We start from the raw sequence: 23,933 nt of genomic DNA, 5'->3' as shown, positions 1-23,933 counted from the left end.
GGTCCTGAATCATCCCCTCACCCCTTCATGCACCACGGCCCCGCCGTCGGTGACGACGGCCGCCTTCAGGATCTCGTCCTCCAGATCGACCGCAAGGCCGCCGTCCTTGATCATCAGACCGACGAAGGCCGACAGGTTGCGGGCGTAGAGGGCGCTGGCGTCGGCGGGGATGCGGCCGGGCAGGTTGGACCAGCCGACGATGGTGACGCCGTTCGCGGTGGTCACGACCTCGTTCAGCTTCGAGCCCTCGACATTGCCGCCCGCCTCGACCGCCAGATCGACGATGACCGAGCCCGGCTTCATCGAGGCGACGTGGGCGGCGGTCAGCAGGATCGGGGCGGCGCGGCCGGGGATCAGGGCGGTGGTGATGACCACGTCCTGTTTGACCACATGGGTCGCGGTCAGTTCGGCCTGTTTGGCCTGATATTCGGCCGACATGGGCTTGGCGTAGCCGCCGGCGGTCTGGGCGTTCTTGAACTCTTCGTCCTCGACGGCCAGGAATTTGGCGCCCAGGCTTTCGACCTGTTCCTTGGTGGCGGGGCGGACGTCGGTGGCGGTGACGACGGCGCCCAGACGCCGCGCCGTGGCGATGGCCTGCAGCCCCGCGACGCCCACGCCCATGATGAAACATTTGGCGGCGGCGACGGTGCCGGCCGCCGTCATCATCATCGGGAAGCCCTTGCCATAGGCGGAAGCGGCCTCGATCACCGCCCGGTAGCCGGCCAGATTGGCCTGGGACGACAGGACGTCCATGACCTGGGCGCGGGTGATCCGAGGCACGAACTCCATGGCGAAGGCGGTGGCGCCGGCCCCGCGCAGGGCCTCGACCGTCGCCTTGTCGCGCCAGGCGTCCAGCATGGCGACGACGACGGCGCCGGGTTTCAGGGCGCTGGTCTCCTGGGCCGTGGGGCCGCGCACCTTCAGCACGATGTCGGCGCCGTCCAGCACGGCGCGGGTGTCGGGCTTAACCGTGGCGCCGGCGGCGGCGTAGTCGGCGTCGGGGATGGAGGAGCCCAGGCCGGTCCCGGCCTCGACCGAGACGGTCGCGCCCAGGGCGATCAGCTTCTTGACCGTCTCGGGCGTGACGGCGCAGCGCGTCTCGCCTTCGCGACGTTCACGGGTGACGGCGATAGCGACAGCCAAGCGAATCCCCTTAATTCTTATTGAAACGAGCCTAGGCCGGTTCCGGCCGTGGCGTCAAAACCGGGTTCTCCGAACCTTCGCCGTAACGGCATTTCCCCAGGCCGGTGATTTCAGACGGTCTCCCGAAAAAAACACAGTCTGAATAGTCTGAAATCTCCTCGTCGGCGCACGGGGCGGATTCCCCGGCGCGAAGATCGCACGGTTCGGGACAGCGAGGGGAAACGGCCGGGATTCAGACTCAAGCCATTGGATATGATGGATTTCGTCTGAAAAAATACGAGGGCTGAGCCCTTTGGAAGCCTCGGGGCCGTCAGTGCGCCTGGGTCGGCCGGGGTTTCAGAGCCACGAAGCCCACGACCGCCAGAACCGCGGCCGAGACGAAGGCCGCGACCAGATTGCCGCCGGGCCGGAACCACACGGTCAGGAAGACCAGCGACACGGCCACCGCCAGCGAACCCCATTTGGCCAGGCTCATGAACAGTTTGAAGGTCGACGCCTGTTCGTTGATCTGCATCTCGCCCCGGACATAGGCGTTCGCATCGGCGTCGGCCTGGGCGGTGGCGGGGTTTTTCGGCTTGGCCATGAGATCTCCCTGGGTCTTATCGTTAGGGGGACTATAGCGCGGGTTGAACGCCGCTCAAGCACACTCACGCGTCATGTCCGCTCTCTCTAATCGTCATCCTAGGCACAAGGCTTAGGATGACGGGATTGAGAGAAAAGGCCCACTCCACGCACGCCTCACCCCCTAACCTCACCCCAGGGCTTCGAACTGATCCACCAGCCGTTCCAGCCGCTTGCAGCCCACGCTCCAGAAAGCCGGGTCGCGCGGATTGAGGCCGAAGGGCTTCAGCGCCTCGACATAGGTCTTGGCCCCGCCCCCGGCCAGCAGGTCGCGGTACAGGGGGGTGAAGCCGGTCGGGTCGGCACGGCGGGCCTCCATCAGGGCCGCCACCAGTAGGTCGCCGAAGGCGTAGGCGTAGACGTAGAAGGGCGAGTGCACGAAGTGGCTGACATAGGCCCACCAGTGCTCATAGCCGGAATTCAGGGTCACGGCGGGCCCCAGCGAGGCGCCCATTTCGGTCAGCCACAGCTCATTGATCCGCTGCTGCGACACCTCGCCCTTCTGGCGTTCGTCGTGGAAGCGGGTCTCGAACCGGTGGAAGGCGATCTGGCGCACGACCGTGTTCAGCCCGTCCTCGATCCGACCCGCCAGCAGGCCGCGCTGCTCGGCCTTGGGCGCCGTCGCCAGCAGACGATCAAACGTCAGACCCTCGGCGAAGATGGAGGCGGTCTCGGCCAGGGTCAGGGGAGTGTCGGCCAACAGGGTGCCCTGGTCCGCCGCCAGGGTCTGGTGCACGCCGTGCCCCAGTTCATGGGCCAGGGTCAGGACGTCGCGCCGCTCGCCCATCCAGTTCAGGAAGACATAGGGGTGGCGGTCGGCGGTGACCGGGTGGGCGTAGGCGCCCGACTGCTTGCCCGGACGGGCGCGGCCGTCGATCCAGGGTCGGTCGAAGAAGCCGGCGGCGCGGTCGGCGAACTCTCCGCCCAGGTCGGAGAAACTGTCCAGCACGATCTCGCGCCCCTGGGTCCAGGTGAAGGCGCGGGGGGCGGTGGTCTCGATCGGGGCGTTGCGGTCCCAGTGGTCAAGGCGCGCCTTGCCCATGGCCCTGGCCTTCAGCGCATAATAGCGGTGCGACAGCTGGGGATAGGCGGCGGCGACGGCCTCGGCCATGGCGTCCACCGCCTCGCCGTCGACCTCATTGCCGAGGTGGCGGCTGTCGGCCGGGCGTTTGAAGCCGCGCCAGCGATCCTCCATCGCCTTGTCCGCGGCGACCGTGTTCAGCACCAGGGCCAGGGTCGGGGCGCGGGCGGCCAAAGCCTCCGACAGCCCCTCGGCGGCGGCCTTGCGGCGGGCGGGCTTGGCGTCCGACAGCCGGTTCAGCGCCTCGGCCAGGGTCAGGCTCTCATTGCCGGCCTTGGCCCGTAGAGCAGCCAGCTGTTCGTCGAACAGGCGCGGCCACTGGGCCGTGATCGGGCCGCGCTCGGCGATGAAGGTCTCGAGCTCGGTCGACAGTTCGTGCGGCTTCATCGCCCGCACCCGCCGCAGCCACGGCCGCCAGCGCGCCGCGCCGGGGTGGGCGTTCAGGGCGGCTTCCAGATCGGCGTCGTCGATCTGGTTGATCTCCAGCGTCAGCCAGACGGTGGGGGTGGCGATGGCGGTGATCTTCTCGCGCACATCGGCCTCGAACCCCTGGGCGCCGGCGTCGTCGCGCGCCGTCGAGGCCGAGAGGAAGGCATAGGCCCCAAGGGCGCCCAGCACGTCCGAGGCCTGTTCGTACAGGCCGATGGCCTGGTCCAGGGCCTCGCCCAGAGCGGCCGGGTCGGCGTGCAGATCCGCCAACCGCCCCTGAAGGGCGTTCATCCTGTCCACCAGGCCGTGAGCCCGATCCAGGTCGGCGCCGACCTTGGCGTCGTCGCGTGACGCATAGAGATCGTTCAGGTCCCATAGAGGGGCTTCGGCGTCAGGCGTCTTGAAGGGGGCGTTCATGGCTTCTGTTGTGGGGCGGCTGGCCGAACGGCGCAACCTCACGCCGTCGTTAACCGGCTGGTGACCACGCCCCCAAACCCGATATTCACCTCATCGGCCTAGGAATCGTCCCGAAACGGGCCAGTCCGGACCACGGGCGGCCAATCGGTGATGACAAGGGGCTCCCATGGCCAAGACCGTTCTGGTCGTCGATGACGATCCGACCCAGCGCAGGCTGATCCAGGCGGTGCTGGAGCGGGACGGTCACGCCGTGGTCCATGCTGCGACCGGCGGCGAGGCCATCGACCGGATGATCCACGGCGGCGGCGCCGACATGGTGCTGCTGGACATGGTGATGCCGGAGATGTCCGGGATGGAATGCCTGGCCGAACTGCGCAGCGCGGGCGTGACCACCCCGGTCATCGTGCTGACGGCGAACGGCGGCATCGACACCGTGGTCAAGGCCATGCAGGCCGGGGCCCAGGACTTCTTTGTCAAGCCGGTGGGGCCGGAACGCCTGCTGGTCGGGGTGCGCAACGCCCTGAAACTGACCCAGCTGACGGCCGAGGTCGGGCGGCTGACCAAACGGGCGCAGGGCCGCGCCAGCTTTGACGACATCGTCGGCGACAGCCCCCCCATGCGAATGGTCAAGGCCCTGGGCGCGCGGGCGGCCAAGTCGTCCATCCCCGTCATGATCACCGGCGAGAGCGGCGTCGGCAAGGAGGTCATCGCCCGCGCCCTGCACGGCGCCAGCGACCGGGCCGGCAAGCCGTTCGTCGCCGTCAACTGCGGCGCCCTGCCCGCCAATCTGGCGGAGTCGATCCTGTTCGGCCACGAGAAGGGCGCCTTCACCGGGGCGGTCGAGAAGACGCTGGGCAAGTTCCGCGAGGCCGACGGCGGCACCCTGTTCCTGGACGAGATCGGCGAACTGCCGCTGGACCTTCAGGTCAAGCTGCTGCGCGCCCTGCAGGAGAGCGAGATCGATCCGGTCGGCGGCAAGCGCCCGGTCAGGATCGATGTACGGATCGTCTCGGCGACCAATCGCGACCCGGCCCGCCAGGTCAAGGACGGCGCCTTCCGCGAGGACCTGTTCTATCGGCTGAACGTCTTTCCGATCGAGGCCCCGTCCCTGCGCGAGCGGCGCGAGGACATCCCCGCCCTGATCGATCATTTCATCACGCGGTTCAACGCCGAGGAAGGCAAGCGGATCGCCGGCTGCGCGCCCGAGACCCTGGCCCTGCTCCAGGCCTTCGACTGGCCCGGCAATGTGCGCCAGCTCGAGAACGCGGTGTTCCGCGCCATCGTCCTGGCCGACTCGCCCTTCCTTCAGCCGTATGATTTTCCTGCGATTTCAGGCGTGGTCGCGCCGATGCCCGAGGCGGCCGCGCCGGTCGCCGCCAACGCCGCCCCCGCCTATGCCGACCTGCCGCCCCTGCCGGAACAGCCGATCCGCATCCTGGACGAGCGGGGCCATCTGCGGACGCTGGAGGACATCGAGCGGGATCTGATCCAGCACGCCATCGAGGTCTATGCCGGCCATATGAGCGAGATCGCGCGGCGCCTGGGCATCGGCCGCTCCACCCTGTACCGCAAGGTCCGCGAACAGGGGCTGGAGGGTCAGCTGAAGGAAGCGGGGTAGTCGGCGGTCTCCTCCCCACATAGTGGGGAGGTGGCGCGGCGCGGCTTCGCGCCGTGACGGAGGGGTTCTTTACCGCATCACCGGCGTCGGGGGACGTCCAGAGCCCCTCCACCCCCGCGCAAAGAGGCGCGGCGGTCCCCCTCCCCGCAAGGCGGGGAGGAGACGATGAGCCCGACCACACGTCAGTCGTCCTTCTTCCGCCCCCACCGCCGCTTCGGCTCCTCGCCCTTGGCCTTGGCGGTGATTTCCTTGAGCTTGCGGCCCTGCATGGCCGACAGGGCCTGGCCCGGCGCGCCCTTTTCGGGATCGGCGAAGGCGCGGCCGTGGGTCTTCACGCGGTCGCTGACGGACTCCAGGAACTCGCCCTCCCATTCGGACAGCGAAACGCCCGCCTTCTCTGCCGAGCGGCGGGCGCGTTTCAGGGCGTTCAAGGCGGCGCGCTGGGCCGCCTTGCGTTGCTGATCCCAAGGGCTCAGCAGCTGTTTCTTGGGGGCGCTATCGCCCTTCGGGCTGCTTGAGCGCGTCTTTGAAGCGCTATCGCCCTTCGGGCTGCTTGAGCGCGACAGCCCGCCTTTCGAAGAACCGATCGGCGTGCGCTTCAGCCCCTACTCTCCTCAGATCTCGCCGAGGGCGGACATGTAGAGGTCGAGGATGGCGTCCTCTTCCTGGCGCTTGGCCTTGTCCTGTTTGCGGATGCGGATGACCTTGCGCAGGATCTTGACGTCGTAGCCCTCGCCCTTGGCCTCGGCGAAGACCTCCTTCATGTCGGTCATGACGGCCTGCTTGTCTTCCTCAAGACGCTCGAGGCGTTCGATGATGGTGCGCAGGCGGCCCTGGGCCGTCGAGTTGAGAACGTCGGGACCACCGTCGAACGAAGCGTCATCGGCCATGGGGAATACTCCAGAAATCAGGCGCGGACGCTAACCACGCCACGCGGCGCGGCTCAACCGCGAACACGAAAAAGGCCGCGGACAAAGCCCGCAGCCTGTGGATCGTAGGATTTTCCTAAGCGCGCTACCGGCCGGAGGCCTGCTTGAGCGCCGCCCCTTGCGGGGCGCAGGAAGTCCTTAGCCCTGCTTGGCTTTGAAGCGCGGGTCGGTCTTGTTGATGACGAAGACGACGCCCTTGCGACGCACGACCTTGCAGTCGCGGTGGCGGGTCTTCAGGGACTTGAGCGAGCTGCGGACCTTCATGGTCGGACGTCCTGAGAGAAACCAATAAGAAAGCCGCTGACCCGTTCGGATCGCGGCGGAGGCGGTCGTATAGAGAGAGGGCTCACGAACGTCAACCCGCCCAGGGCCCAAACCACATAAAAGCCAATCCCAGCCTGCCCAAAGGGCGCTCCCTACCCCGTGCTCAATTAGCCCGAAGGGCGATAGCACCACAAAGAAAGTTTGGAGGCCTGACCTCCGAGTCGAACGGAGGGTTTCCGGGGTTGCACGCCCGTTGCGTCGCCACTCCGCCATCAGGCCGTCAGAGCACGCTGCGCCAATACGCCGCAGCAGGTCAGGGCGTCGATAAAAATGAGGGTTAATGACGCCAATGAGGGAGTCCTACCGCAACGCTTTCGCGCGACAGGCGCTTTATGTCGGGATGAGGCGCATTCGCGGGGATGTCATTTCGTGTCTGACGTCGGGGGATATAGTCTGAATCTCATGCGCTTTTCCTATCGCCTCCTCCTCATCGCCTCAGTCGCGGCCTGCGCGCCCATGCTGCCCGAACCGCCGGTCAATCTGCCCACGGCGCAGCCTGAGCCCCCGCCCCCCGTGGTCGCGACGCCCACGCCCCAGGCGCCGCCCCTGGCCGCCTATGACCAGCAGGGGTTCGAGGGCTGGAAACAGGGATTCCTGGCCAGGAAGGGCGGCGCCCGTCGCGCCGAGTACGAGCGTGAACTGGCCGGGCTGTCGCCCGACGCCTCGGTCGTGCGGCTGGACCGCAACCAGCCGGAATTCTCCAAGCCCGCCGGCGCCTATATCCAGAACGCGGTGACGCCGGTGCGAATCGCCCAGGCCAAGCAGCGGATCGATCGCGTGCCCTGGCCGGTGGTCCAGCGTTACGGCGTGCCGTCCGAAATCCTGGTCGGGGTCTGGGCCCAGGAAAGCGCCTTCGGCCAGGTCCAGGGCGACTATGACGTCATCCGCTCGCTGGCGACCCTGGCCTATGACGGGCGCCGCCGCGACTGGGCCGAGGCCCAGTTGAAGGACGCGCTGGACATCGTCGTCGACGGGCGCCGCCCCCGCGAAGGCCTGAAGGGCAGCTGGGCCGGGGCCATGGGCCAGACCCAGTTCATGCCCGACAATTATCTGCGCCTGGGAGTCGACCAGGACGGCGACGGCAAGGTCGATATCTGGGGCGACGACGCCGACGCCCTGGCCTCTGCCGCCAATCTGCTGGCCCAGGCCGGCTGGAAGCGCGGTCAAAGCTGGGGCTACGAGGTCATCCTGCCGGCGGGCTTCGACTACGCTGAGGCTGAGGGGCCGAAACACGACTGGGCCTATTGGGCGGCGCGCGGCGTACGTCTGGCCCAGGGTGGGACGCCGACCGGAGCGGAGGCGGTGGAGGACGCGACCATACTGCTGCCCCAAGGCGCGAACGGTCCGGCCTTCCTGGCCCTGCCGAACCATTATGTGATCCGCCGCTACAACAACTCGGTCTCCTACGCCCTGGCCATCGGGCTGACGGCGGACGGGATCATGGGCAAGCCCGGCCTGACCAAGGCCTGGCCCAACGACGCCTCGATGTCGCGGGATCAGCGGATTGGCGCCCAGAGCGCCCTGACGCGGCTGGGTTACGACACCAAGGGCATAGACGGGGTGATCGGCTCCAACACCCGCTCGGCCCTGCGGCGCTGGCAACAGGCCAACGGCCGGATCGCCGACGGCTATCTGACCGCCGACCTGGCCGACGAACTGATCCGCAAGACGAGCTGAGGACGGCCGTCTCCTCCCCGCTTCGCGGGGAGGTGGCTCGGAGCGTAGCGGAGAGACGGAGGGGTTCTGCGACGCGACTTCGGTGGGACTTCAAGAGCCCCTCCACCCCCGCGCAAGGGGCGCGGCGGTCCCCCTCCCCGCTTCGCGGGGAGGAGACGGTGGGCGATCAGGCGGCCTTGTCCCAGTCCAGAACCACCTTGCCCGACTGGCCCGACTTCATGGCTTCGAAGCCTTCGCGGTAGTCGGCGTAGTTCAGGCGGTGGGTGATAAGGGGCTGCAGGTCCAGGCCGGCCTTCAGCAGGCCCAGCATCTTGCGCCAGGTGGTGAACATCTCGCGGCCATAGACGCCCTTGATCGTCAGGGCCTTCAGGATGATTGCGCCCCAGTCGGTCTCCATCGGCTTGGCGGGGATGCCCAGCATGGCCATGCCGCCGCCCATGATCAGGGTGTCGACGCACTGTTTGAAGGCGACGGGCGAGCCGGACATTTCCAGCGCCACGTCGAACCCGACCTTCAGGCCCAGTTCCTTCATGACGTCGTGGAGGTCTTCCTTGGTCGTGTTCACGGTGCGGACGCCCGGCGCCACCTTCTGAGCCAGCTCCAGCCGGAAGTCGTTGATGTCGGTCAGGACCACGGTGCGGGCCCCGGCGTGACGCGCCACGGCGGCGGCCATCATGCCGATGGGGCCGGCGCCGGTGACCAGGACGTCCTCGCCCAGCAGGTCGAACTGTTGGGCGGTGTGCACGGCGTTGCCGAACGGGTCCAGGATCGAGCCGATCTCATAGGGCACGTCGTCGGGCAGTTCGATGACGTTGAAGGCCGGGGCCACCACGAACTCGGCGAAGGCGCCCTGGCGGTTCACGCCGATGCCGCGTGTCTTGGGATCCAGGTGGAAGTGACCGGCGCGAGCGGCTTCGGAGTTCAGGTCGATGACATGGCCCTCGGCCGAGACGCGCTGACCGATCTTCAGCGGGCGATCCACGTCCTTGCCGACGGCGACGATCTCGCCGGCGAACTCGTGGCCGGTGATCATCGGGGTCGGGACGTTTTTCTGGGACCACTCGTCCCAGTTCCAGATGTGGATGTCGGTGCCGCAGACGGCGGTGCGGTGCACGCGGATCAGCACATCCTCCGGCCCCGCCTCGGGGACGGGAGCGTCGATCAGTTCCAGTCCCTGCACCGGCCCGGTCTTGGCCAGGGCCTTCATTGTTTCGGCCATGAGTGGCGTCTCCCAAAATCTCTAAGATCGTCATCCTAGGCCTTGTGCCTAGGATCCATACTCCCGGTTTTCGCCGGTGCGCCCCCGTCCTCGAAGGAGTCTATGGATCCTAGGCACAAGGCCTAGGATGACGGAATTAATGTGGCGCCGACGGCGGCCCTTTATGGCCCCCAGTCAGATGACCCCCAGCTCCCGCCCCGCCGCCGTAAACGCCGCAACCGTCCGGTCGATCTGTTCGAACGAATGGGCCGCCGACATCTGGGTGCGGATACGGGCCTGACCACGCGGCACGACCGGGAACGAAAACCCGATCACATAAACGCCCAGCTCCAACGCCCGGGCCGCGAAATCCTGCGCCAGCTTAGCGTCGCCCAGCATCACCGGGATGATCGGATGTTCGCCGTCCAGCAGGGTGAAGCCGGCGTCCGCCATGGCGCCGCGATAGCGGTGGGCGTTGGCCGACAGGCGCGTGCGCAGACGGTCGCCCTCCTCGCCCTGGGCGATGCGGATGGCTTCCAGCGACGAACCGCACACCGCCGGCGCCAGGGCGTTGGAGAACAGATAGGGCCGCGCCCGCTGTTTCAGCAGTTCGACCACCGACTTCCGCGCGCAGATGAAGCCGCCCATGGCCCCGCCCAGGGCCTTGCCGAAGGTGCCGGTGACGAAGTCCACCTCGACCCCGTGATGGGCGAAGGAGCCCTTGCCCTGCGGACCCAAAAAGCCCGTTGCGTGGCAGTCGTCGACCATGATCAGGGCGTCGTACTTGTCGGCCAGGACCCGGATCTCGTCCAGCTTGGCGATATAGCCGTCCATCGAGAAGGCGCCGTCGGTGGCGATGATGATGTCGCGGGCGCCGGCGTCGCGCGCCTCCTTCAGCCGACTTTCCAGCTCGTCCATGTCCGAGTTGGCGAACCGATAGCGTTTGGCCTTGCACAGCCGCACCCCGTCGATGATCGAGGCGTGGTTCAGGCTGTCGGAGACGATGGCGTCGTTCTCGCCCAGCAGGGGTTCGAACAGGCCGCCGTTGGCGTCGAAGGCGGCGGCGAACAGGATGGCGTCCTCGAAGCCCAGGTAGCCGGCGATAGCCGCTTCCAGCTCCTTGTGGATTTCCAGCGTGCCGCAGATGAAGCGGACCGAGGCCGTGCCGGCGCCCCATTTCTGCTGGGCGGCGATCCCGGCCTGAACGACCCGCTCGTCGCCCGCCAGGCCCAGATAGTTGTTGGCGCAGAAGTTCAGCACGTCGCGGCCGGCGACCTGGATCACCGGCCCCTGGCGCGAGGCGATGACGCGTTCGGGCTTGGTCAGGCCCTGGGCGTCGATCTCGGTCAGTTCGCCGGCGACGCGGTCGTAGAAGCTCTGGGTCATGGCCGCGACCTACGCCGATTTCGACCGGGTTTCCAGCCGTCTTAGGTCGCCATCCGGGGGTCGGCCTCGGACCGGATCGGACTGACGCGGACCTTGCCGCCGCAAGGCTGGAAGGCGAACGGCAGGCTGACCGCGGCCGTGTCGTTCGGGGCCGTGGCGCGCAGGGTGGCCGCGCTGGGGCAGGACTTCTGCATCGTCTCGTCGGGCACGACGGTCCAGGCCAGTTCGAAATAGGCCTTGGCCTGGGGCTGGACCGTCACCGGGGTCGGGGTCTGACCCTGGCGGAAATAGCTGCCGGGGCTCTGGTCGGCGCGGATCGAGGTCAGGGCGCGGCCCTGGCCGTCCAGCAGGGTCACGCCGGGATAGCCGGTCAGGCTGCAGGCCTGGGCGCCGATGTTCTGGAAGCTGAAGTTGCGGACCCGGTTTCCGGCCCCCGCGTCGCCGCTCTCGGCCGCCAGTTTCAGTTGCGGACCCTTGCACGGCGCGGCGGCGGGCAGAACCCCGCCCGGAGCGGGCGCCTGTCCCGGTATGGTCAGGGGGCCGGGGGTCATGCCCGCGACCTGGCCTGGACCTGTTGCCGAGGCCGGCCGCGAGCAACGTTCCAGAACAGCCACCCCGACCTCCTCATTCGGCCCCAGGCGGCTGAGGGTCGCGCTCTCCTGGCCATCGCGGGTGGCGGTCCACCATTCGACGCCGGAGCCGACATAGCGGGCGCCGCTGGCGGCCTGAACCGTGCGCAGGGTGTAGGTCTGGCCCTTGTAGGACAGCTGGGCCGTCGAACTGTCAGGATAGGCGGCCTGGACCGTCGCCCCGCTCTCGCAGGCGTAGCCGACGGCGGGTGCGGTGGGCGCCGGGGCGGCCTGGGGCTCCACCGGGGCGACCGGCTGTTCCGGTTCGGCGGGCTGGCAGGCTGCGACGCCGGTCAGGGCGGCGACAGCGACGAAGGCGGTGAGGCGACGCATCATGGTTAAGTCTCCCGTTCGTGCGGCTTAACGGCGCAGGTCGAGAAAGGCTCCGCTTGATGCGCGAAGCCGCGCCTCCGGGGACGGAGGCGCGGTCGCGACGGCGCGTTCGATCAGCCGCGCAGGAAGGCCAGCAGGTCCGCGTTCAGCTGGTCCTTGTGGGTGTCGGTCAGGCCGTGCGGGGCGCCCGGATAGACCTTCAGCTCGGCGTGGGGGACCAGTTCCTTCGACGCGCGGCCGGCGCGGTCGATCGGCACCACCTGGTCGTCGTCGCCGTGGACGATCAGGGTCGGACGGTCGAACTTCTTCAGGTCTTCGTTGAAGTCGGTCTCGGAGAAGGCCTTGATCGAGTCATAGGTGTTCTTGAACCCGGCCATCATGCCCTGGGCCCAGAAGCTCTGGATCATGCCTTGCGAGGCCTTTGCGCCGGGGCGGTTGAAGCCGAAGAAGGGGCCCGAGGCGAGGTCGAGATACAGTTGCGACCGGTCGGCGACGCTGCCGGCGCGGATGCCGTCGAACACCTCGATCGGCAGGCCGTCGGGATTGGCCTCGGTCTTCAGCATCAGCGGCGGCACCGCCGAGATCAGGCCCAGTTTGGCCACCCGGCCCGTGCCGTGGCGGCCGACATAGCGGGCGACTTCGCCGCCGCCGGTCGAGAAGCCGAACAGCGACACGTCCTTGAGGTCCAGATGTTCGATCAGCTGGGCCAGGTCGTCGGCGTAGTGGTCCATGTCGTTGCCGTCCCAGACCTGGGTCGAACGGCCGTGGCCGCGACGATCATGGGTGACGACCCGATAGCCGTTCGAGGCGAGGAAGAAGGCCTGGTTCTCCCAGCTGTCCGAATTCAGCGGCCAGCCGTGGCTGAGGATGACGACCGGGCCGTCCTTCGGACCCCAGTCCTTGAAGAAGATGTCGACGCCGTCGGTGGTGGTGAAGGTGGTCATGATCCCGCTCGCTCTGATCTCTGGAACGGGCCAGCCCCGTTCGACACAGGCAGAGTGGCAGGACTTTGGGCGAGCAGATATCGAAACGATGGAAACTTATCGTTGCCGATCAGTGACCGTTTTTCGGCGTCTCCATCAATTCGATCAGCACCCCGCCCATGTCGCGCGGATGCAGGAAGACGACCGGCGTGCCGTGGGCGCCGATGCGGGGTTCGCCCGTGCCCAGGATGGTGACGCCCTTGGCCCGCATTTCGGCGACGGCGGCCTGGATGTCGGCGACCTCGAAACAGACATGGTGCTGGCCGCCCTTGGGGTTCTTGGCCAGGAAGCCGACGATGGGGCTGGTGTCGTCATAGGGTTCGATCAGCTCGATCTGGGCCGTCGGAGTGTCGATGAAGCAGACCTTCACCCCCTGGGCCGGCAGGTCGAAGGGTTCGCCGATCTTCGTGGCGCCCAGAATGTCGCGATACAGTTTGATCGAGTCCGCGATGGAGGGCGTGGCGACGCCGACATGGTTCAGAGCGCCGATCATGCGATCTCCTTCGGGGCGGGCTGGGCGTAACCCAGCCGCTGGTTCAGTTTCTCGATCAGGTCCACGGCCGTGTCGGCGATGGCCGAACCGGGCGGATAGACGGCCGCCGCGCCCATATCGAGCAGGGGCTGGACGTCCGACGGCGGGATGACGCCCCCGACCACGATCATGATGTCGGGCCGGCCCAGCTTCTCCAGCTCGGCCTTCAGCTCAGGAACCAGGGTCAGATGGCCCGCCGCCAGGGAACTGGCGCCCACCGCGTGAACCCCCTTTTCGACCGCATCCTTCGCCGCCTCGGCCGGGGTCTGGAACAGACTGCCGGCAGTGACGTCGAAGCCCAGATCGCCGTATCCGGTGGCGACTACCTTCTGACCCCGGTCATGGCCGTCCTGGCCCAGTTTGGCGATCAGGATGCGCGGCGGGCCGCCGTCGTTCTCGACGAAGGTCGCCACCATGTCGCGGGCGCGGGCGAAGCGGGCGTCGTTCCCCGCCTCCTTCGCATAGACGCCGGACACGGTCTGGACCGTCGCCACATGGCGGCCAAAGGCGGCCTCCAGGGCGTCGGAGATTTCGCCCACCGTGGCCTTGGCGCGAGCGGCCTGGACCGCCAGCTCCAGCAGATTGGCGGTCCCGCGCGCCCCATTGGTCAACGCCTCCAGCGCCGCATCGGTCACGGTCTGATCCCGCTCGGCCCGCAACCGTTTCAGCTTGTCGATCTGGGCCGCCAGCACCGCCGCATTATCGACCTTCAGCATCGGAATATCGTCGACGACGGGGTTCAGATATTTGTTCACGCCGACCACCGTCTGCTGACCGGTGTCGATCCGCGCCTGGGTCCTGGCGGCGGATTCCTCGATCCGCAGCTTGGGAATCCCCGCCTCTATGGCCTTGGCCATACCGCCCAGGGCCTCGACCTCGGCCATGTGGGCGCGTGCCTTTTCGGCCAGTTCGTGGGTCAGGCGTTCGACGTAGAAGCTGCCGCCCCAGGGGTCGATGACCTTGGTCAGGCCGGTCTCCTGCTGCAGCAGGATCTGGGTGTTGCGCGCGATCCGCGCCGAGAAGTCGGTCGGCAGGGCCAGGGCTTCGTCCAGGGCATTGGTGTGCAGCGACTGCGTCTGGCCGCCCGCCGCCGCCATGGCCTCGACCATGGTGCGCGGCACATTGTTGAACACGTCTTGTGCGGCGAGGCTCCAACCGGATGTCTGGCAGTGGGCGCGCAGGGACAGGGACTTGGGATCGACCCCGCCCTCTTTCCGCACCGCCTCGGCCCACAGCAGGCGGCCGGCCCGCATCTTGGCCACCTCCATGAAATAGTTCATGCCGATGGCCCAGAAGAAGCTCAGCCGCGGCGCGAACCGGTCGATCGGCATGCCCGCCGCCACGCCCGCCCGCAGATATTCGATCCCGTCCGCCAGCGTATAGGCCAGCTCGATATCGGCCGAGGCCCCCGCCTCCTGCATATGATAGCCGGAGATGGAAATACTGTTGAACTTCGGCGTTTCCTGCGCCGTCCAGGCGAAGATGTCGGCGATGATCCGCATCGAGGGTTCGGGCGGATAGATGTAGGTGTTCCGAACCATGAACTCCTTCAGAATGTCGTTCTGGATGGTCCCGGTCAGTTTGGCGTGGGGGACGCCCTGTTCCTCGGCGGCGACGACATAGAGGGCCAGGATCGGCAGGACCGCCCCGTTCATCGTCATCGACACCGACATCTGGTCCAGCGGTATCCCGTCGAACAGGGTCCGCATGTCGTAGATGCTGTCGATGGCCACGCCGGCCATGCCGACGTCGCCCTTCACCCGGGGGTGGTCGCTGTCATAGCCCCGGTGCGTCGCCAGATCGAAGGCGATGGACAGGCCCTTCTGACCGGCCGCCAGGTTGCGGCGATAGAAGGCGTTGGATTCCTCGGCGGTCGAGAAGCCGGCGTACTGGCGGATGGTCCAGGGATTGCCGGCGTACATGGTCGGATAGGGACCGCGCACGAAGGGGGCGAAGCCCGGCAGGCCGTGATGGTGGTCCAGCGGCGCAAGGGTCTCGGGGCCATAGGCGGTCTCGACGGTAAGACCTTCGGGCGTCAGCCACGGGTCGCGCGTCGGCCCCTGTCCGGTCGCGTCGAGGTTCAGGGCGATCTTGCTGAAATCGGGGAAGCTCATTGGCCTGCCTCCTCGAAGGCCGCGGCGAAGCGTATGGACGTCAGTGGCTCGCAGACCCGTTCGACCGCCGAAGGCGCGGCTTCGGTCGCCTCAACTGGAGCGGAACGCACGTCCGCATCGACATATTTCGTCACGCCGATGATCTGGGCCGCACCGTTCGCCAACGCGGCTTCACGCACCGCGCGGGCGCGGGCGATGCGGGGCTGGATGACCGAGCCCTTCAGGGCCTCGACCAGACCGCCCTCGGCCTCGATCATCTGGAACTCGGCCCAGCCCGCCTCGGCCAGATCGCGGGTGCGGGCGTCCAGATACCAGCTTCCGGCGGCGGGATCGTCGACCCGGCCCAGGTTGGCCTCCTCCATCAGGACCAGCTGGGTGTTCCTGGCCTGACGCCGGGCGAAGGCGTCGGACCGGCCCGAGGCGCGGGTGAAGCCGTCCAGCAACACTGCGTCCGCCCCGCCCACGGCGCCGGCGAAGCCCGCCGCCGTCAGCCGCAGCAGATTGGGCCAGGGATCGCGCGCCGACAGCATCCGCCGCGACGACCGCGCCTCGATCACGGCCGGCGTCTCGACGCCGAACGCCTTCGTCAGGCTGGACCAGATCAGGCGCATGGCCCTGAGTTTGGCCAGGCTGTCGAAATATTCCGCATCGACCGACAGGCCGACGACTGTGCCCGTCAGCGCCGCCTCGACCGGCATCCCGGCCGCAACCGCCGCCTTCGCATGGGCGACGGCGCTGGCGGCGGCGAAGGCCAGTTCCTGGGCCGCCGATCCGCCGGCCTCGTGCGCCGCCCGGCCGCTGGCCATGAAGAAGCTCGCCTCGGGATAGACCCCCGCATGGCGCGCCGCCGTTTCGGCGGCCTGGGCCAGATGATCCTCGACCGGACGCGGCGATCCGCCCGCCTGGGCGAAGGCCGAGACCGGGTCCATGTGAAAGCGAAGCTGCGCGCGGGGCGAACCCTTGGCTGCGACGGCCAGGGCGTCGGCGGCGTCCGACCCGTCGATCCCGGCGTCCAGGGCGACCGGCGCCAGTTCCAGCGCGACACCCTCCAGCGCCCGACCCAGGGCGGTGGAATCCGCCAGCACCCGCCCCTTCAGCACCACCGAGGCGGCGCCTTCCTGAAGGTCGGTCAGGACGGCGGCGTTGACCGCCTCGGGATCATCGCCCTCGACCAGGGTGCGCAGGTCCCAGGCCCGACCTTCGGAGTCGGACGGGCGTGGGGCGAAGATCGGCTGGACGCCGGTGGCGGCGGCGTAGAGGGGGCGGGTGACAAGCTGGTCCGCGTCGAGATGCATCAGCGACTCGATCGGTCGGTCCTTCAGCGCCTTCTGGGCCGCCTCGCGCCATTCGAGGGGGGTAGGGGCGTGGAAGCTCATGCGCGATCCGCCCCGTCCGTGCGGCGTAAAGAACCCCTCCACCGCTTCGCGGTCCCCCTCCCCGCAAAGCGGGGAGGAGACGCATCACCCCCCTGTCTCCTCCCCATGAAATGGGGAGGTGGATCGACGCGCAGCGGCGAGACGGAGGGGCTCTGCCGCATCACCCGAACTCCACCAGCACGTCGTCAGCCGCCACCGGATCGCCGTCCTTGGCCCCCACGGCCTTCACCACCCCGTCGCGCTCGGCCTTCAGGATGTTCTGCATCTTCATGGCCTCGATGATCGCGACGGTTTCGCCGGTCTTGACCTCCTGGCCCACCACCACCGGGATCGACACCACCAGACCCGGCATAGGCGACAACACCAGTTTGGACGTATCGGCCGCGATCTTCTCCGGCAGGCGGGCGTAAAGTTCGGCGACATGGGGCCGCAGCACCCGCACGCGAGCCTTGGCCGCGCGGTGGCGGATGTCGAAGCCGTCGGGGGCGCGCTTGACCTCGGCGGTGAAGGGCTCGCCGTCCAGTTCGGCGCGGAACTGGGCCAGGCCGGGCCGCCAGTCGATGTCGGACAGGCGGATGTCGCCCCCGCCCGTCAGGGTCAGGATCATGGCCTCGTCCGCGTCATAGGACAGGCCGACGCCGTGCGGGGTCTTGTCGATCATCACGATCCAGTCGGTGCGGTCCGACGGGTCGCCGTCCTGTTCGGCGACGATCTCGTTCATGGCCATGGCCGAGGCGATCAGGATGCGTTCCTGTTCGACCGACGGCCTCAGCCCGTGGAAGCCGTCCGGGAATTCGTCCTTGATATAGGCGGTCGACAGGTTCCCCGACTTGAACCGGTCCTGGTCCATCACCGCCGCCAAGAAGGGCACATTATGGCCCAGGCCCGACAGGTGGGTGTCCTCCAGAGCGCGGGCCATGCCGGTCACGGCCGCCTCGCGCGTATCGCCCCAGGCGCACAGTTTGGCGATCATGGGGTCGTAGAACATGCTGATCTCGTCGCCCTCGCGGACCCCGGAATCGTTCCTGACCACATAGCCGTCCTGCTCGCCCTCTTCGGGCTGTTCGTAGCGGACCAGGCGGCCGATCGAGGGCAGGAAGCCGCGATAGGGGTCTTCGGCGTAGATGCGGCTCTCGATGGCCCAGCCGTCGATCTTCAGGTCCTTCTGTTCGAAGGCCAGGGTCTCGCCCCAGGCCGAGCGGATCATCTGTTCGACCAGATCGACGCCGGTGATCAGCTCCGTCACCGGATGCTCGACCTGCAGCCGGGTGTTCATCTCCAGGAAGTAGAAGCTCTTGTCCTGACCGGCGACGAACTCGACCGTGCCGGCGCTGTCATAGTTCACGGCCTTCGCCAGGGCGACGGCCTGGGCCCCCATGGCGGCGCGGGTGGCCTCGTCCAGCAGGGGCGAGGGCGCCTCCTCGATGACCTTCTGATTGCGGCGCTGGATCGAACATTCGCGCTCGAACAGGTGGACGACGTGGCCGTGCTTGTCGCCGAGCACCTGGATCTCGATGTGACGCGGGTCGACAATGAACTTCTCCAGGAAGACCCGGTCGTCGCCGAAGGCGTTCAGCGCCTCGGCCTTCACCGCCGCAAACCCCTCGGCCATGTCGGCGTCCGAATGGGCCACGCGAATGCCCTTGCCGCCGCCGCCGGCGCTTGCCTTGATCATGATCGGATAGCCGATTTCGTTGGCGATCCTGACCGCCTCTTCCGGCGTCTCGATCAGCCCCATATGCCCCGGCACGGTCGAGACCCCCGCCTCGGCCGCCAGCTTCTTGGAGCTGATCTTGTCGCCCATGGCCTCGATGGCCTCGGGGTTCGGGCCGATGAAGGCGATCCCCTCGTCCCTCAGCCGCCGCGCGAACCCGGCGTTCTCCGACAGGAAGCCGAAGCCCGGATGCACGGCCTGCGCCCCCGTCTGGCGCACCGCCTCGACGATCTTGTCCGCCAGCAGATAGGACTGCGCCGCCGGCGCCGGCCCGATCAGCACCGCCTCGTCGGCCATCTCGACCGCCAACGACCCGGCGTCGGCCTCGGAATAGACCTGCACGGTTTTGATGCCCATGCGGCGGCAGGTCTTGATGATCCGAACCGCGATCTCGCCCCGGTTGGCGATGAGGATTTTGGAGAACATGGTTAGATTTCCTCTGCCGTCATCCTAGGCCTTGTGCCTAGGATCCATAGACTCCGCCGAAGACGGAGCGTCCCGGCCGATACCGGGCGTATGGATCCTCGGGACAAGCCCGAGGATGACGCGGGTTGGGGGAGAAACAAATGGTCGGCCGCGACAGCTTGATCGGCTGCTACATGATGACCAACCGCAAACACGGCGTGATCTACACCGGCGTCAGCAGCCGACTTGTCACGCGCGTCGGCGAGCACAGGGCGGGCCTCATCGACGGCTTCACCAAGACCTTCAGCCTGAAACGCCTGGTCTGGTACGAATTCCACGACACCATCGTCGGCGCGATCCAGCGCGAGAAGTCGCTGAAACGCTGGCCCCGTGACTGGAAGGCGAACCTGATCGAACGCACCAACCCGCATTGGGACGACCTGTTCACCGGCCTGGTGCGGTCGACAGGCGCCGAGCCCGACACAGAGGTCTACCGCAACTGGACGCCGCCCGAGGAGACGTGACGCACGCTCCTCCTTCCCCGTCATCCTAGGCCTTGTGCCTAGGATCCATAGACTCAGTCGAGGACGGTGCGCACCTTCCCGCACCGAGCGTATGGATCCTCGGGACAAGCCCGAGGATGACGAACTATGGGGAAGCATCAAAACCGACATCACAACGGAATATTATCGTGCTTCTTCCAGGGGTTCTCCTGGACCTTGTTCTTCAGCGTCCGCAGCGCCTTCACCAGCCGCCGCCGCGTCCCGTGCGGCATGATGACGTCGTCGATGTAGCCCAGCCCCGCCGCCACGAACGGATTGGCGAACCGGTCCTTGTATTCGGCTTCGCGCGCCGCCAGGGCCGCCGGATCGCCGGCCTCCTTGCGGAAGATGATCTCGACCGCGCCCTTGGCGCCCATGACCGCGATCTCGGCGGTGGGCCAGGCGTAGTTGACGTCGCCGCGCAGGTGTTTGGAGCTCATCACGTCATAGGCGCCGCCATAGGCCTTGCGCGTGATGACGGTCAGTTTCGGCACCGTCGCCTCGGCATAGGCGAACAGCAGCTTGGCGCCGTGTTTGATCAGGCCGCCGTACTCCTGTTTCGTGCCCGGCATGAAGCCCGGCACGTCGACGAATGTGACCAGGGGAATGTCGAAGGCGTCGCAGAAGCGGACAAAACGCGCGGCCTTGCGGCTTGAATCGATGTCCAGCACGCCCGCCAGCACCTGGGGTTGGTTGGCGACGATGCCGACGGTCTGGCCTTCCAGCCGGCCGAAGCCGCAGACGATGTTGCGGGCGAAATCGGCGCCGATCTCGAAGAAGTCGGACTCGTCGACCACCTTCAGGATCAGCTCCTTCATGTCATAGGGCTGGTTCGGATTGGCCGGGACTAATGTGTCCAGCGACGGCTCGTCCCGCTCCGGCTCGTCATAGGAGTCGCGCAGCGGCGGCTTCTCGCGGTTCGACAGGGGCAGGAAGCCGATCAGGCGGCGGACCTCGCTGAGGGCCTCCAGATCGTTCTCGAAGGCGCCGTCGGCGACGCCGGACTTGCCCGCATGGACGCGGGCGCCGCCCAGGTCCTCGTGGCTTACGACCTCGTTGGTGACGGTCTTCACCACGTCGGGGCCGGTCACGTACATGTAGGAGGTGTCCTTCACCATGAAGATGAAGTCAGTGATGGCGGGCGAATAGACGTCGCCGCCCGCGCACGGCCCCATGATCACGCTGATCTGGGGGATGACGCCGCTGGCCAGGGTGTTCTGCAGGAAGATGTCGGCGTAACCGGCCAGGCTTTCGACCCCTTCCTGGATGCGCGCGCCGCCGGCGTCGAACAGGCCGATGATCGGCGCGCCGGTGGTCAGGGCCATCTTCTGCAGCTTGACGATCTTGGCCGCGTGGGCGCCCGACAGCGAACCGCCGAAGACGGTGAAATCCTTGGAGAAGACATAGACCAGACGTCCGCCGATGGTCCCGCGCCCGGTGACGACGCCGTCGCCGGGGATGCGCTGATCCTGCATGCCGAAGTCGTGGCTGCGGTGTTCGACGAACATGTCGGTCTCCTCGAAGGAGCCCTCGTCCAGCAGGACGTCGATACGTTCGCGCGCGGTCAGCTTGCCCTTGGCGTGCTGGGCGGCGATACGCTTTTCCCCACCGCCCAGTTTGGCGGCGGCGCGACGACGCTCCAGTTCTTCAAGGATGGCTTGAGTCATGATGGGTTTACGCCTCTTGTTCGTAGGGGAAGGCGTGGCGCCTTCATCGCAAATACGCAAACGCAACTTCGCAAAAAGTGTGGAGCTGCGTGGGCTTGCAAACCTTATCCGCTTGAACAGCAAAGTTGCGAATGGCTGAGAAGCTCTTTCTGGGGACCAAGCTGCGGACGCTGCGCGAAGCGCGCGGCTGGACGCTGGAGGCCTGCGCCGAGCGGCTGGGCCTGTCGCCTTCGTATCTGTCGCAGTTGGAGACGAACCAGAGGCCGGCGACGGCGCGGGTTCTGATCGCCCTGACCCGCGCCTTCCATATCGACGCCAGCCTGTTCGACCTGGAAGGCGACGCCCGGCTGATCGCCGACCTGCGCGAGGCGACGACAGACATCGCCGGACAGGCAGAACCGCCGACGGCCGCCGAGTTGAAACAGGCGGTGGCCAACACCCCGCGGCTGGCCCGCCAGTTCCTGGCCCTGCACCAGACCTTCCGCCGGCTGGACGAGCGGGTGAAGGCGCTGGACGACACCCTGGGCCGGGACGAGCGGGGCGCCAGCCTGGCCCTGCTGCCCTATGAGGAGGTGCGCGACTTCTTCCATTACCGCGACAACTATATCGACGCCCTGGACACGGCGGCCGAGGCCCTGGCCGCCGCCCTGCCCCGCCGCGACGACGGCCAGATCGAACGGACGCTGGAAGCCGCCCTGGCCGAGATCCATGGGGTGCGGGTGTCCAATGTGGCGGACCAGACGGCGCTGCGTCGCTATGACCCCGCCGCGCGGGTTCTGTATATCGACGCCTGGCAGCCGGGGGCGACCCGGTCGTTCCAGCTGGCGCACCAGCTGGCCCTGCTGTCGTTCCGCGACCTGATCGAGGCGGAACTGGACCAGGCCGCCTTCCGCACCGAGGCGGCGCGCGACGTCGCCCGCGTCGGCCTGGCCAACTACGCCGCAGGGGCGCTGCTGCTGCCCTATCGCGCCTTCCTGGAGGCGGCGCGGGCGGAGAAGCACGACATCGACCGGCTGCGCACCCGGTTCCAGGCCAGTTTCGAACAGGTCTGCCACCGCCTGTCGACGCTGCAACGGCCGGGCTGGAGGGGCGTGCCCTTTTATTTCGCCCGCGTGGACATGGCCGGGAACATCACCAAACGCCACAGCGCCACCCGGTTCCAGTTCGCCCGGTTCGGCGGCGCCTGCCCCCTGTGGAACGTCCACGAAGCCTTCGCCGCCCCGGACCGGATCGACGTGCAGCTGGCCGAGATGCCGGACGGGTCGCGCTACATCTCCGTGGCCAAGAGCGTATCCAAGCCCAGCGGCTCCTACCTGGCCAACGACCGCCGCTACGCCCTGTCGCTGGGGTGCGAGATCGAACACGCCGGGTCGCTGGTCTATGCCGCCGGACTGGACCTGAACGGGCCCGCCGCGCGGATCGGCGTCAGCTGCCGCATCTGCGAGCGCACCGACTGCACCCAGCGCGCCTTCCCGCCCATCGACCGCGCCCTGCATGTGCCCGAGAACGAGCGCGGGATCGTGCCCTATGTGCTGGAGGGCCAGCGCACGGATCGTTACTGACCTATCTTGCGCCTCGACAAGCCGGCGCCGAGGCGGGAGGATCGGTGCATGACCTCAGATGATCCGATCGGCGTCGCCGTCGTGGGCTATGGCCTGGCGGGACAGACCTTCCACGCCCCCCTGATCGCCGCGACGCCGGGCCTGGCCCTGACCGCCGTGGTCTCGTCCCGGCCCGAGGCGGTCCACGCCGACCTGCCGGACGTCGAGGTCCTGCCCGATCTGGGCGCCGCCCTGGGGCGCGCGGACATCGGCCTGATCGTCGTCGCCACGCCCGACGCCCTGCACGCCGAACAGTCGATCGCGGCGTTGAAGGCCGGAAAGTCGGTGGTGGTGGACAAGCCCTTCGCCGCGACCCTGGCCGAGGCCGAGGCGGTGGCGGAAGTCGCAGCGAGCGCGACCGGCGTGTTCAGCGTCTTCCAGAACCGCCGCTGGGACGCCGACTTCCTGACCCTGCGCCGCCTGATCGCCGAGGGCGAACTGGGCGAGGTCGCCGTGTTCGAAAGCCATTACGACCGGTTCCGCCCGGCCGTGACCGACCGCTGGAAGGACAGGCGCGACGGCGGCGTCTGGGCCGACCTGGGGCCGCACCTGATCGATCAGGCGGTGCAGTTGTTCGGCCCGCCGCTGGGGGTATACGCCGACCTGCAGGCCCAGCGGCGGGGCGCGACGGCCATCGACTACGCCCACGTCCTGCTGCGCTACGACCGTCTGAGGGTGATCCTGAACGCCGGCCATCTGGCGGCCGAATCCAGCCTTCGCTACGGGGTTCACGGCACGGGCGGCAGTTTCGTCAAACACGGGCTGGACGCCCAGGAGGGCCAGTCCAAGGCCGGCCTGCGTCCCGGCGACGCCGACTGGGGCCTGGACCCGTCGCCCGGCGTCCTGACGAAACAGATCGACGGCGAAATCGTCCTCACCACGCCGACGCCGGAACGCGGCGACTATCCCGCCTTCTACGCCGCCGTCCGGGACGCCATTTCAGGCAAGGGGCCTCCGCCCGTGACCGCCGATCAGGCCCTGACCGTGATGCGCGTCCTCGACGCGGGCCTGCGCAGCGCCGCCGAGGGGCGGGAGATCACTCTCTAAGCCCCCTTCCACTTTCGTCATTCCGGGCGAAGCGCAGCGGAGACCCGGAACCCAGCGGCGCCGAAGGCGAAATCTATCCGCCGCACACTGTTTGAACACCGAGTCCGCGACAGGTTCGCGCTCTCGCGCGCCGCTGGGTTCCGGGTCTTCGGGCCAAGCGGCCCTAC

General features: G+C 67.8%; 20 protein-coding genes and 1 tRNA gene. 5 read left to right on the top strand and 16 right to left on the bottom strand.

Annotated features, from left to right (window positions below; all coding sequences use genetic code 11):
* Nucleotides 1–9 precede the first annotated feature (9 nt).
* The 3 genes from H2037_RS04220 to H2037_RS04210 all read right to left on the bottom strand — a co-directional run bounded on the left by H2037_RS04220 (nt 10) and on the right by H2037_RS04210 (nt 3,691).
* Entirely contained in the window at nt 10–1,143 is a 1,134-nt protein-coding gene (locus tag H2037_RS04220; protein ID WP_292118090.1) for a Re/Si-specific NAD(P)(+) transhydrogenase subunit alpha, read from the bottom strand.
* 310 nt (nt 1,144–1,453) lie between these two features.
* A complete protein-coding gene (locus H2037_RS04215; RefSeq protein ID WP_292118088.1) occupies nt 1,454–1,726 on the bottom strand; it encodes an aa3-type cytochrome c oxidase subunit IV in 273 nt (90 codons plus the stop codon).
* 168 nt (nt 1,727–1,894) lie between these two features.
* Complete coding sequence (locus H2037_RS04210) at nt 1,895–3,691, bottom strand: M3 family oligoendopeptidase (protein ID WP_292118087.1); 1,797 nt, start codon at nt 3,689–3,691, stop codon at nt 1,895–1,897.
* Between the two features lie 166 nt (nt 3,692–3,857).
* Here H2037_RS04210 and H2037_RS04205 point away from each other — a divergent pair, with 166 nt between their 5' ends.
* Nucleotides 3,858–5,309 carry a sigma-54 dependent transcriptional regulator gene (locus tag H2037_RS04205; RefSeq protein WP_292118084.1) on the top strand — a complete coding sequence of 484 codons (1,452 nt, stop codon included), beginning with the start codon at nt 3,858–3,860 and terminating at the stop codon, nt 5,307–5,309.
* Between the two features lie 182 nt (nt 5,310–5,491).
* On the opposite strand, the gene H2037_RS04200 is transcribed toward H2037_RS04205, so the two are convergent.
* From H2037_RS04200 to H2037_RS04185, 4 genes are all read right to left on the bottom strand, one after another.
* Nucleotides 5,492–5,788 (bottom strand): hypothetical protein, encoded by a 297-nt coding sequence (locus tag H2037_RS04200; protein WP_292118222.1) that lies wholly within the window; start codon nt 5,786–5,788, stop codon nt 5,492–5,494.
* Nucleotides 5,789–5,923: 135 nt separating this feature from the next.
* Nucleotides 5,924–6,199, bottom strand: coding sequence for a DUF2312 domain-containing protein (locus H2037_RS04195; RefSeq protein WP_292118083.1), 276 nt, complete (start codon nt 6,197–6,199; stop codon nt 5,924–5,926).
* 177 nt (nt 6,200–6,376) lie between these two features.
* Nucleotides 6,377–6,502, bottom strand: a complete 126-nt coding sequence (gene ykgO, locus H2037_RS04190; RefSeq protein WP_008263184.1) for a type B 50S ribosomal protein L36 — start codon at nt 6,500–6,502, stop codon at nt 6,377–6,379.
* Between the two features lie 202 nt (nt 6,503–6,704).
* Nucleotides 6,705–6,781: transfer RNA gene (locus H2037_RS04185), tRNA-Ala, on the bottom strand.
* Between the two features lie 183 nt (nt 6,782–6,964).
* Between H2037_RS04185 and H2037_RS04180 the strand changes: the two genes are divergently transcribed.
* Nucleotides 6,965–8,239 carry a lytic murein transglycosylase gene (locus H2037_RS04180; RefSeq protein WP_292118081.1) on the top strand — a complete coding sequence of 425 codons (1,275 nt, stop codon included), beginning with the start codon at nt 6,965–6,967 and terminating at the stop codon, nt 8,237–8,239.
* A 166-nt stretch (nt 8,240–8,405) separates the two neighbouring features.
* Here H2037_RS04180 and tdh read toward each other — a convergent pair whose 3' ends face one another.
* The 8 genes from tdh to H2037_RS04140 all read right to left on the bottom strand — a co-directional run bounded on the left by tdh (nt 8,406) and on the right by H2037_RS04140 (nt 18,930).
* Nucleotides 8,406–9,446: an L-threonine 3-dehydrogenase gene (tdh, locus tag H2037_RS04175; RefSeq protein ID WP_365833083.1), complete on the bottom strand. Its 1,041-nt coding sequence runs from the start codon at nt 9,444–9,446 to the stop codon at nt 8,406–8,408.
* A 186-nt stretch (nt 9,447–9,632) separates the two neighbouring features.
* A complete protein-coding gene (locus tag H2037_RS04170; RefSeq protein WP_292118077.1) occupies nt 9,633–10,823 on the bottom strand; it encodes a glycine C-acetyltransferase in 1,191 nt (396 codons plus the stop codon).
* A 41-nt stretch (nt 10,824–10,864) separates the two neighbouring features.
* On the bottom strand, nt 10,865–11,788 hold the full coding sequence (locus H2037_RS04165) for a DUF4232 domain-containing protein (RefSeq protein ID WP_292118074.1): 924 nt from the start codon (nt 11,786–11,788) through the stop codon (nt 10,865–10,867).
* Between the two features lie 110 nt (nt 11,789–11,898).
* On the bottom strand, nt 11,899–12,729 hold the full coding sequence (locus H2037_RS04160; RefSeq protein WP_292118072.1) for an alpha/beta hydrolase: 831 nt from the start codon (nt 12,727–12,729) through the stop codon (nt 11,899–11,901).
* 109 nt (nt 12,730–12,838) lie between these two features.
* Nucleotides 12,839–13,261, bottom strand: a complete 423-nt coding sequence (mce, locus tag H2037_RS04155) for a methylmalonyl-CoA epimerase (RefSeq protein WP_292118071.1) — start codon at nt 13,259–13,261, stop codon at nt 12,839–12,841.
* Nucleotides 13,258–15,414 (bottom strand): methylmalonyl-CoA mutase, encoded by a 2,157-nt coding sequence (scpA, locus tag H2037_RS04150; protein WP_292118068.1) that lies wholly within the window; start codon nt 15,412–15,414, stop codon nt 13,258–13,260. The genes mce and scpA overlap by 4 nt, the downstream gene beginning before the upstream one ends.
* Complete coding sequence (locus H2037_RS04145) at nt 15,411–16,790, bottom strand: methylmalonyl-CoA mutase family protein (protein WP_292118065.1); 1,380 nt, start codon at nt 16,788–16,790, stop codon at nt 15,411–15,413. Before H2037_RS04145 ends, scpA begins: the two co-directional genes overlap by 4 nt.
* A 160-nt stretch (nt 16,791–16,950) precedes the next feature.
* Nucleotides 16,951–18,930 (bottom strand): acetyl/propionyl/methylcrotonyl-CoA carboxylase subunit alpha, encoded by a 1,980-nt coding sequence (locus H2037_RS04140; protein ID WP_292118062.1) that lies wholly within the window; start codon nt 18,928–18,930, stop codon nt 16,951–16,953.
* A gap of 140 nt (nt 18,931–19,070) precedes the next feature.
* Here H2037_RS04140 and H2037_RS04135 point away from each other — a divergent pair, with 140 nt between their 5' ends.
* Complete coding sequence (locus H2037_RS04135) at nt 19,071–19,433, top strand: GIY-YIG nuclease family protein (RefSeq protein WP_292118060.1); 363 nt, start codon at nt 19,071–19,073, stop codon at nt 19,431–19,433.
* Nucleotides 19,434–19,582: 149 nt separating this feature from the next.
* Here the strand turns inward: H2037_RS04135 and H2037_RS04130 are convergent, their stop codons facing one another.
* Nucleotides 19,583–21,118: an acyl-CoA carboxylase subunit beta gene (locus tag H2037_RS04130; RefSeq protein ID WP_292118057.1), complete on the bottom strand. Its 1,536-nt coding sequence runs from the start codon at nt 21,116–21,118 to the stop codon at nt 19,583–19,585.
* 131 nt (nt 21,119–21,249) lie between these two features.
* Here H2037_RS04130 and H2037_RS04125 point away from each other — a divergent pair, with 131 nt between their 5' ends.
* Nucleotides 21,250–22,680, top strand: coding sequence for a short-chain fatty acyl-CoA regulator family protein (locus H2037_RS04125; protein WP_292118056.1), 1,431 nt, complete (start codon nt 21,250–21,252; stop codon nt 22,678–22,680).
* A gap of 48 nt (nt 22,681–22,728) precedes the next feature.
* Entirely contained in the window at nt 22,729–23,766 is a 1,038-nt protein-coding gene (locus tag H2037_RS04120) for an oxidoreductase (protein ID WP_292118053.1), read from the top strand.
* Nucleotides 23,767–23,933: the final 167 nt, after the last annotated feature.

Origin of the sequence: Brevundimonas sp., assembly GCF_013912065.1 — a bacterium.
Classification (GTDB): Bacteria; Pseudomonadota; Alphaproteobacteria; order Caulobacterales; family Caulobacteraceae; genus Brevundimonas.
This window is presented reverse-complemented; position numbering and strand designations above follow the sequence as displayed.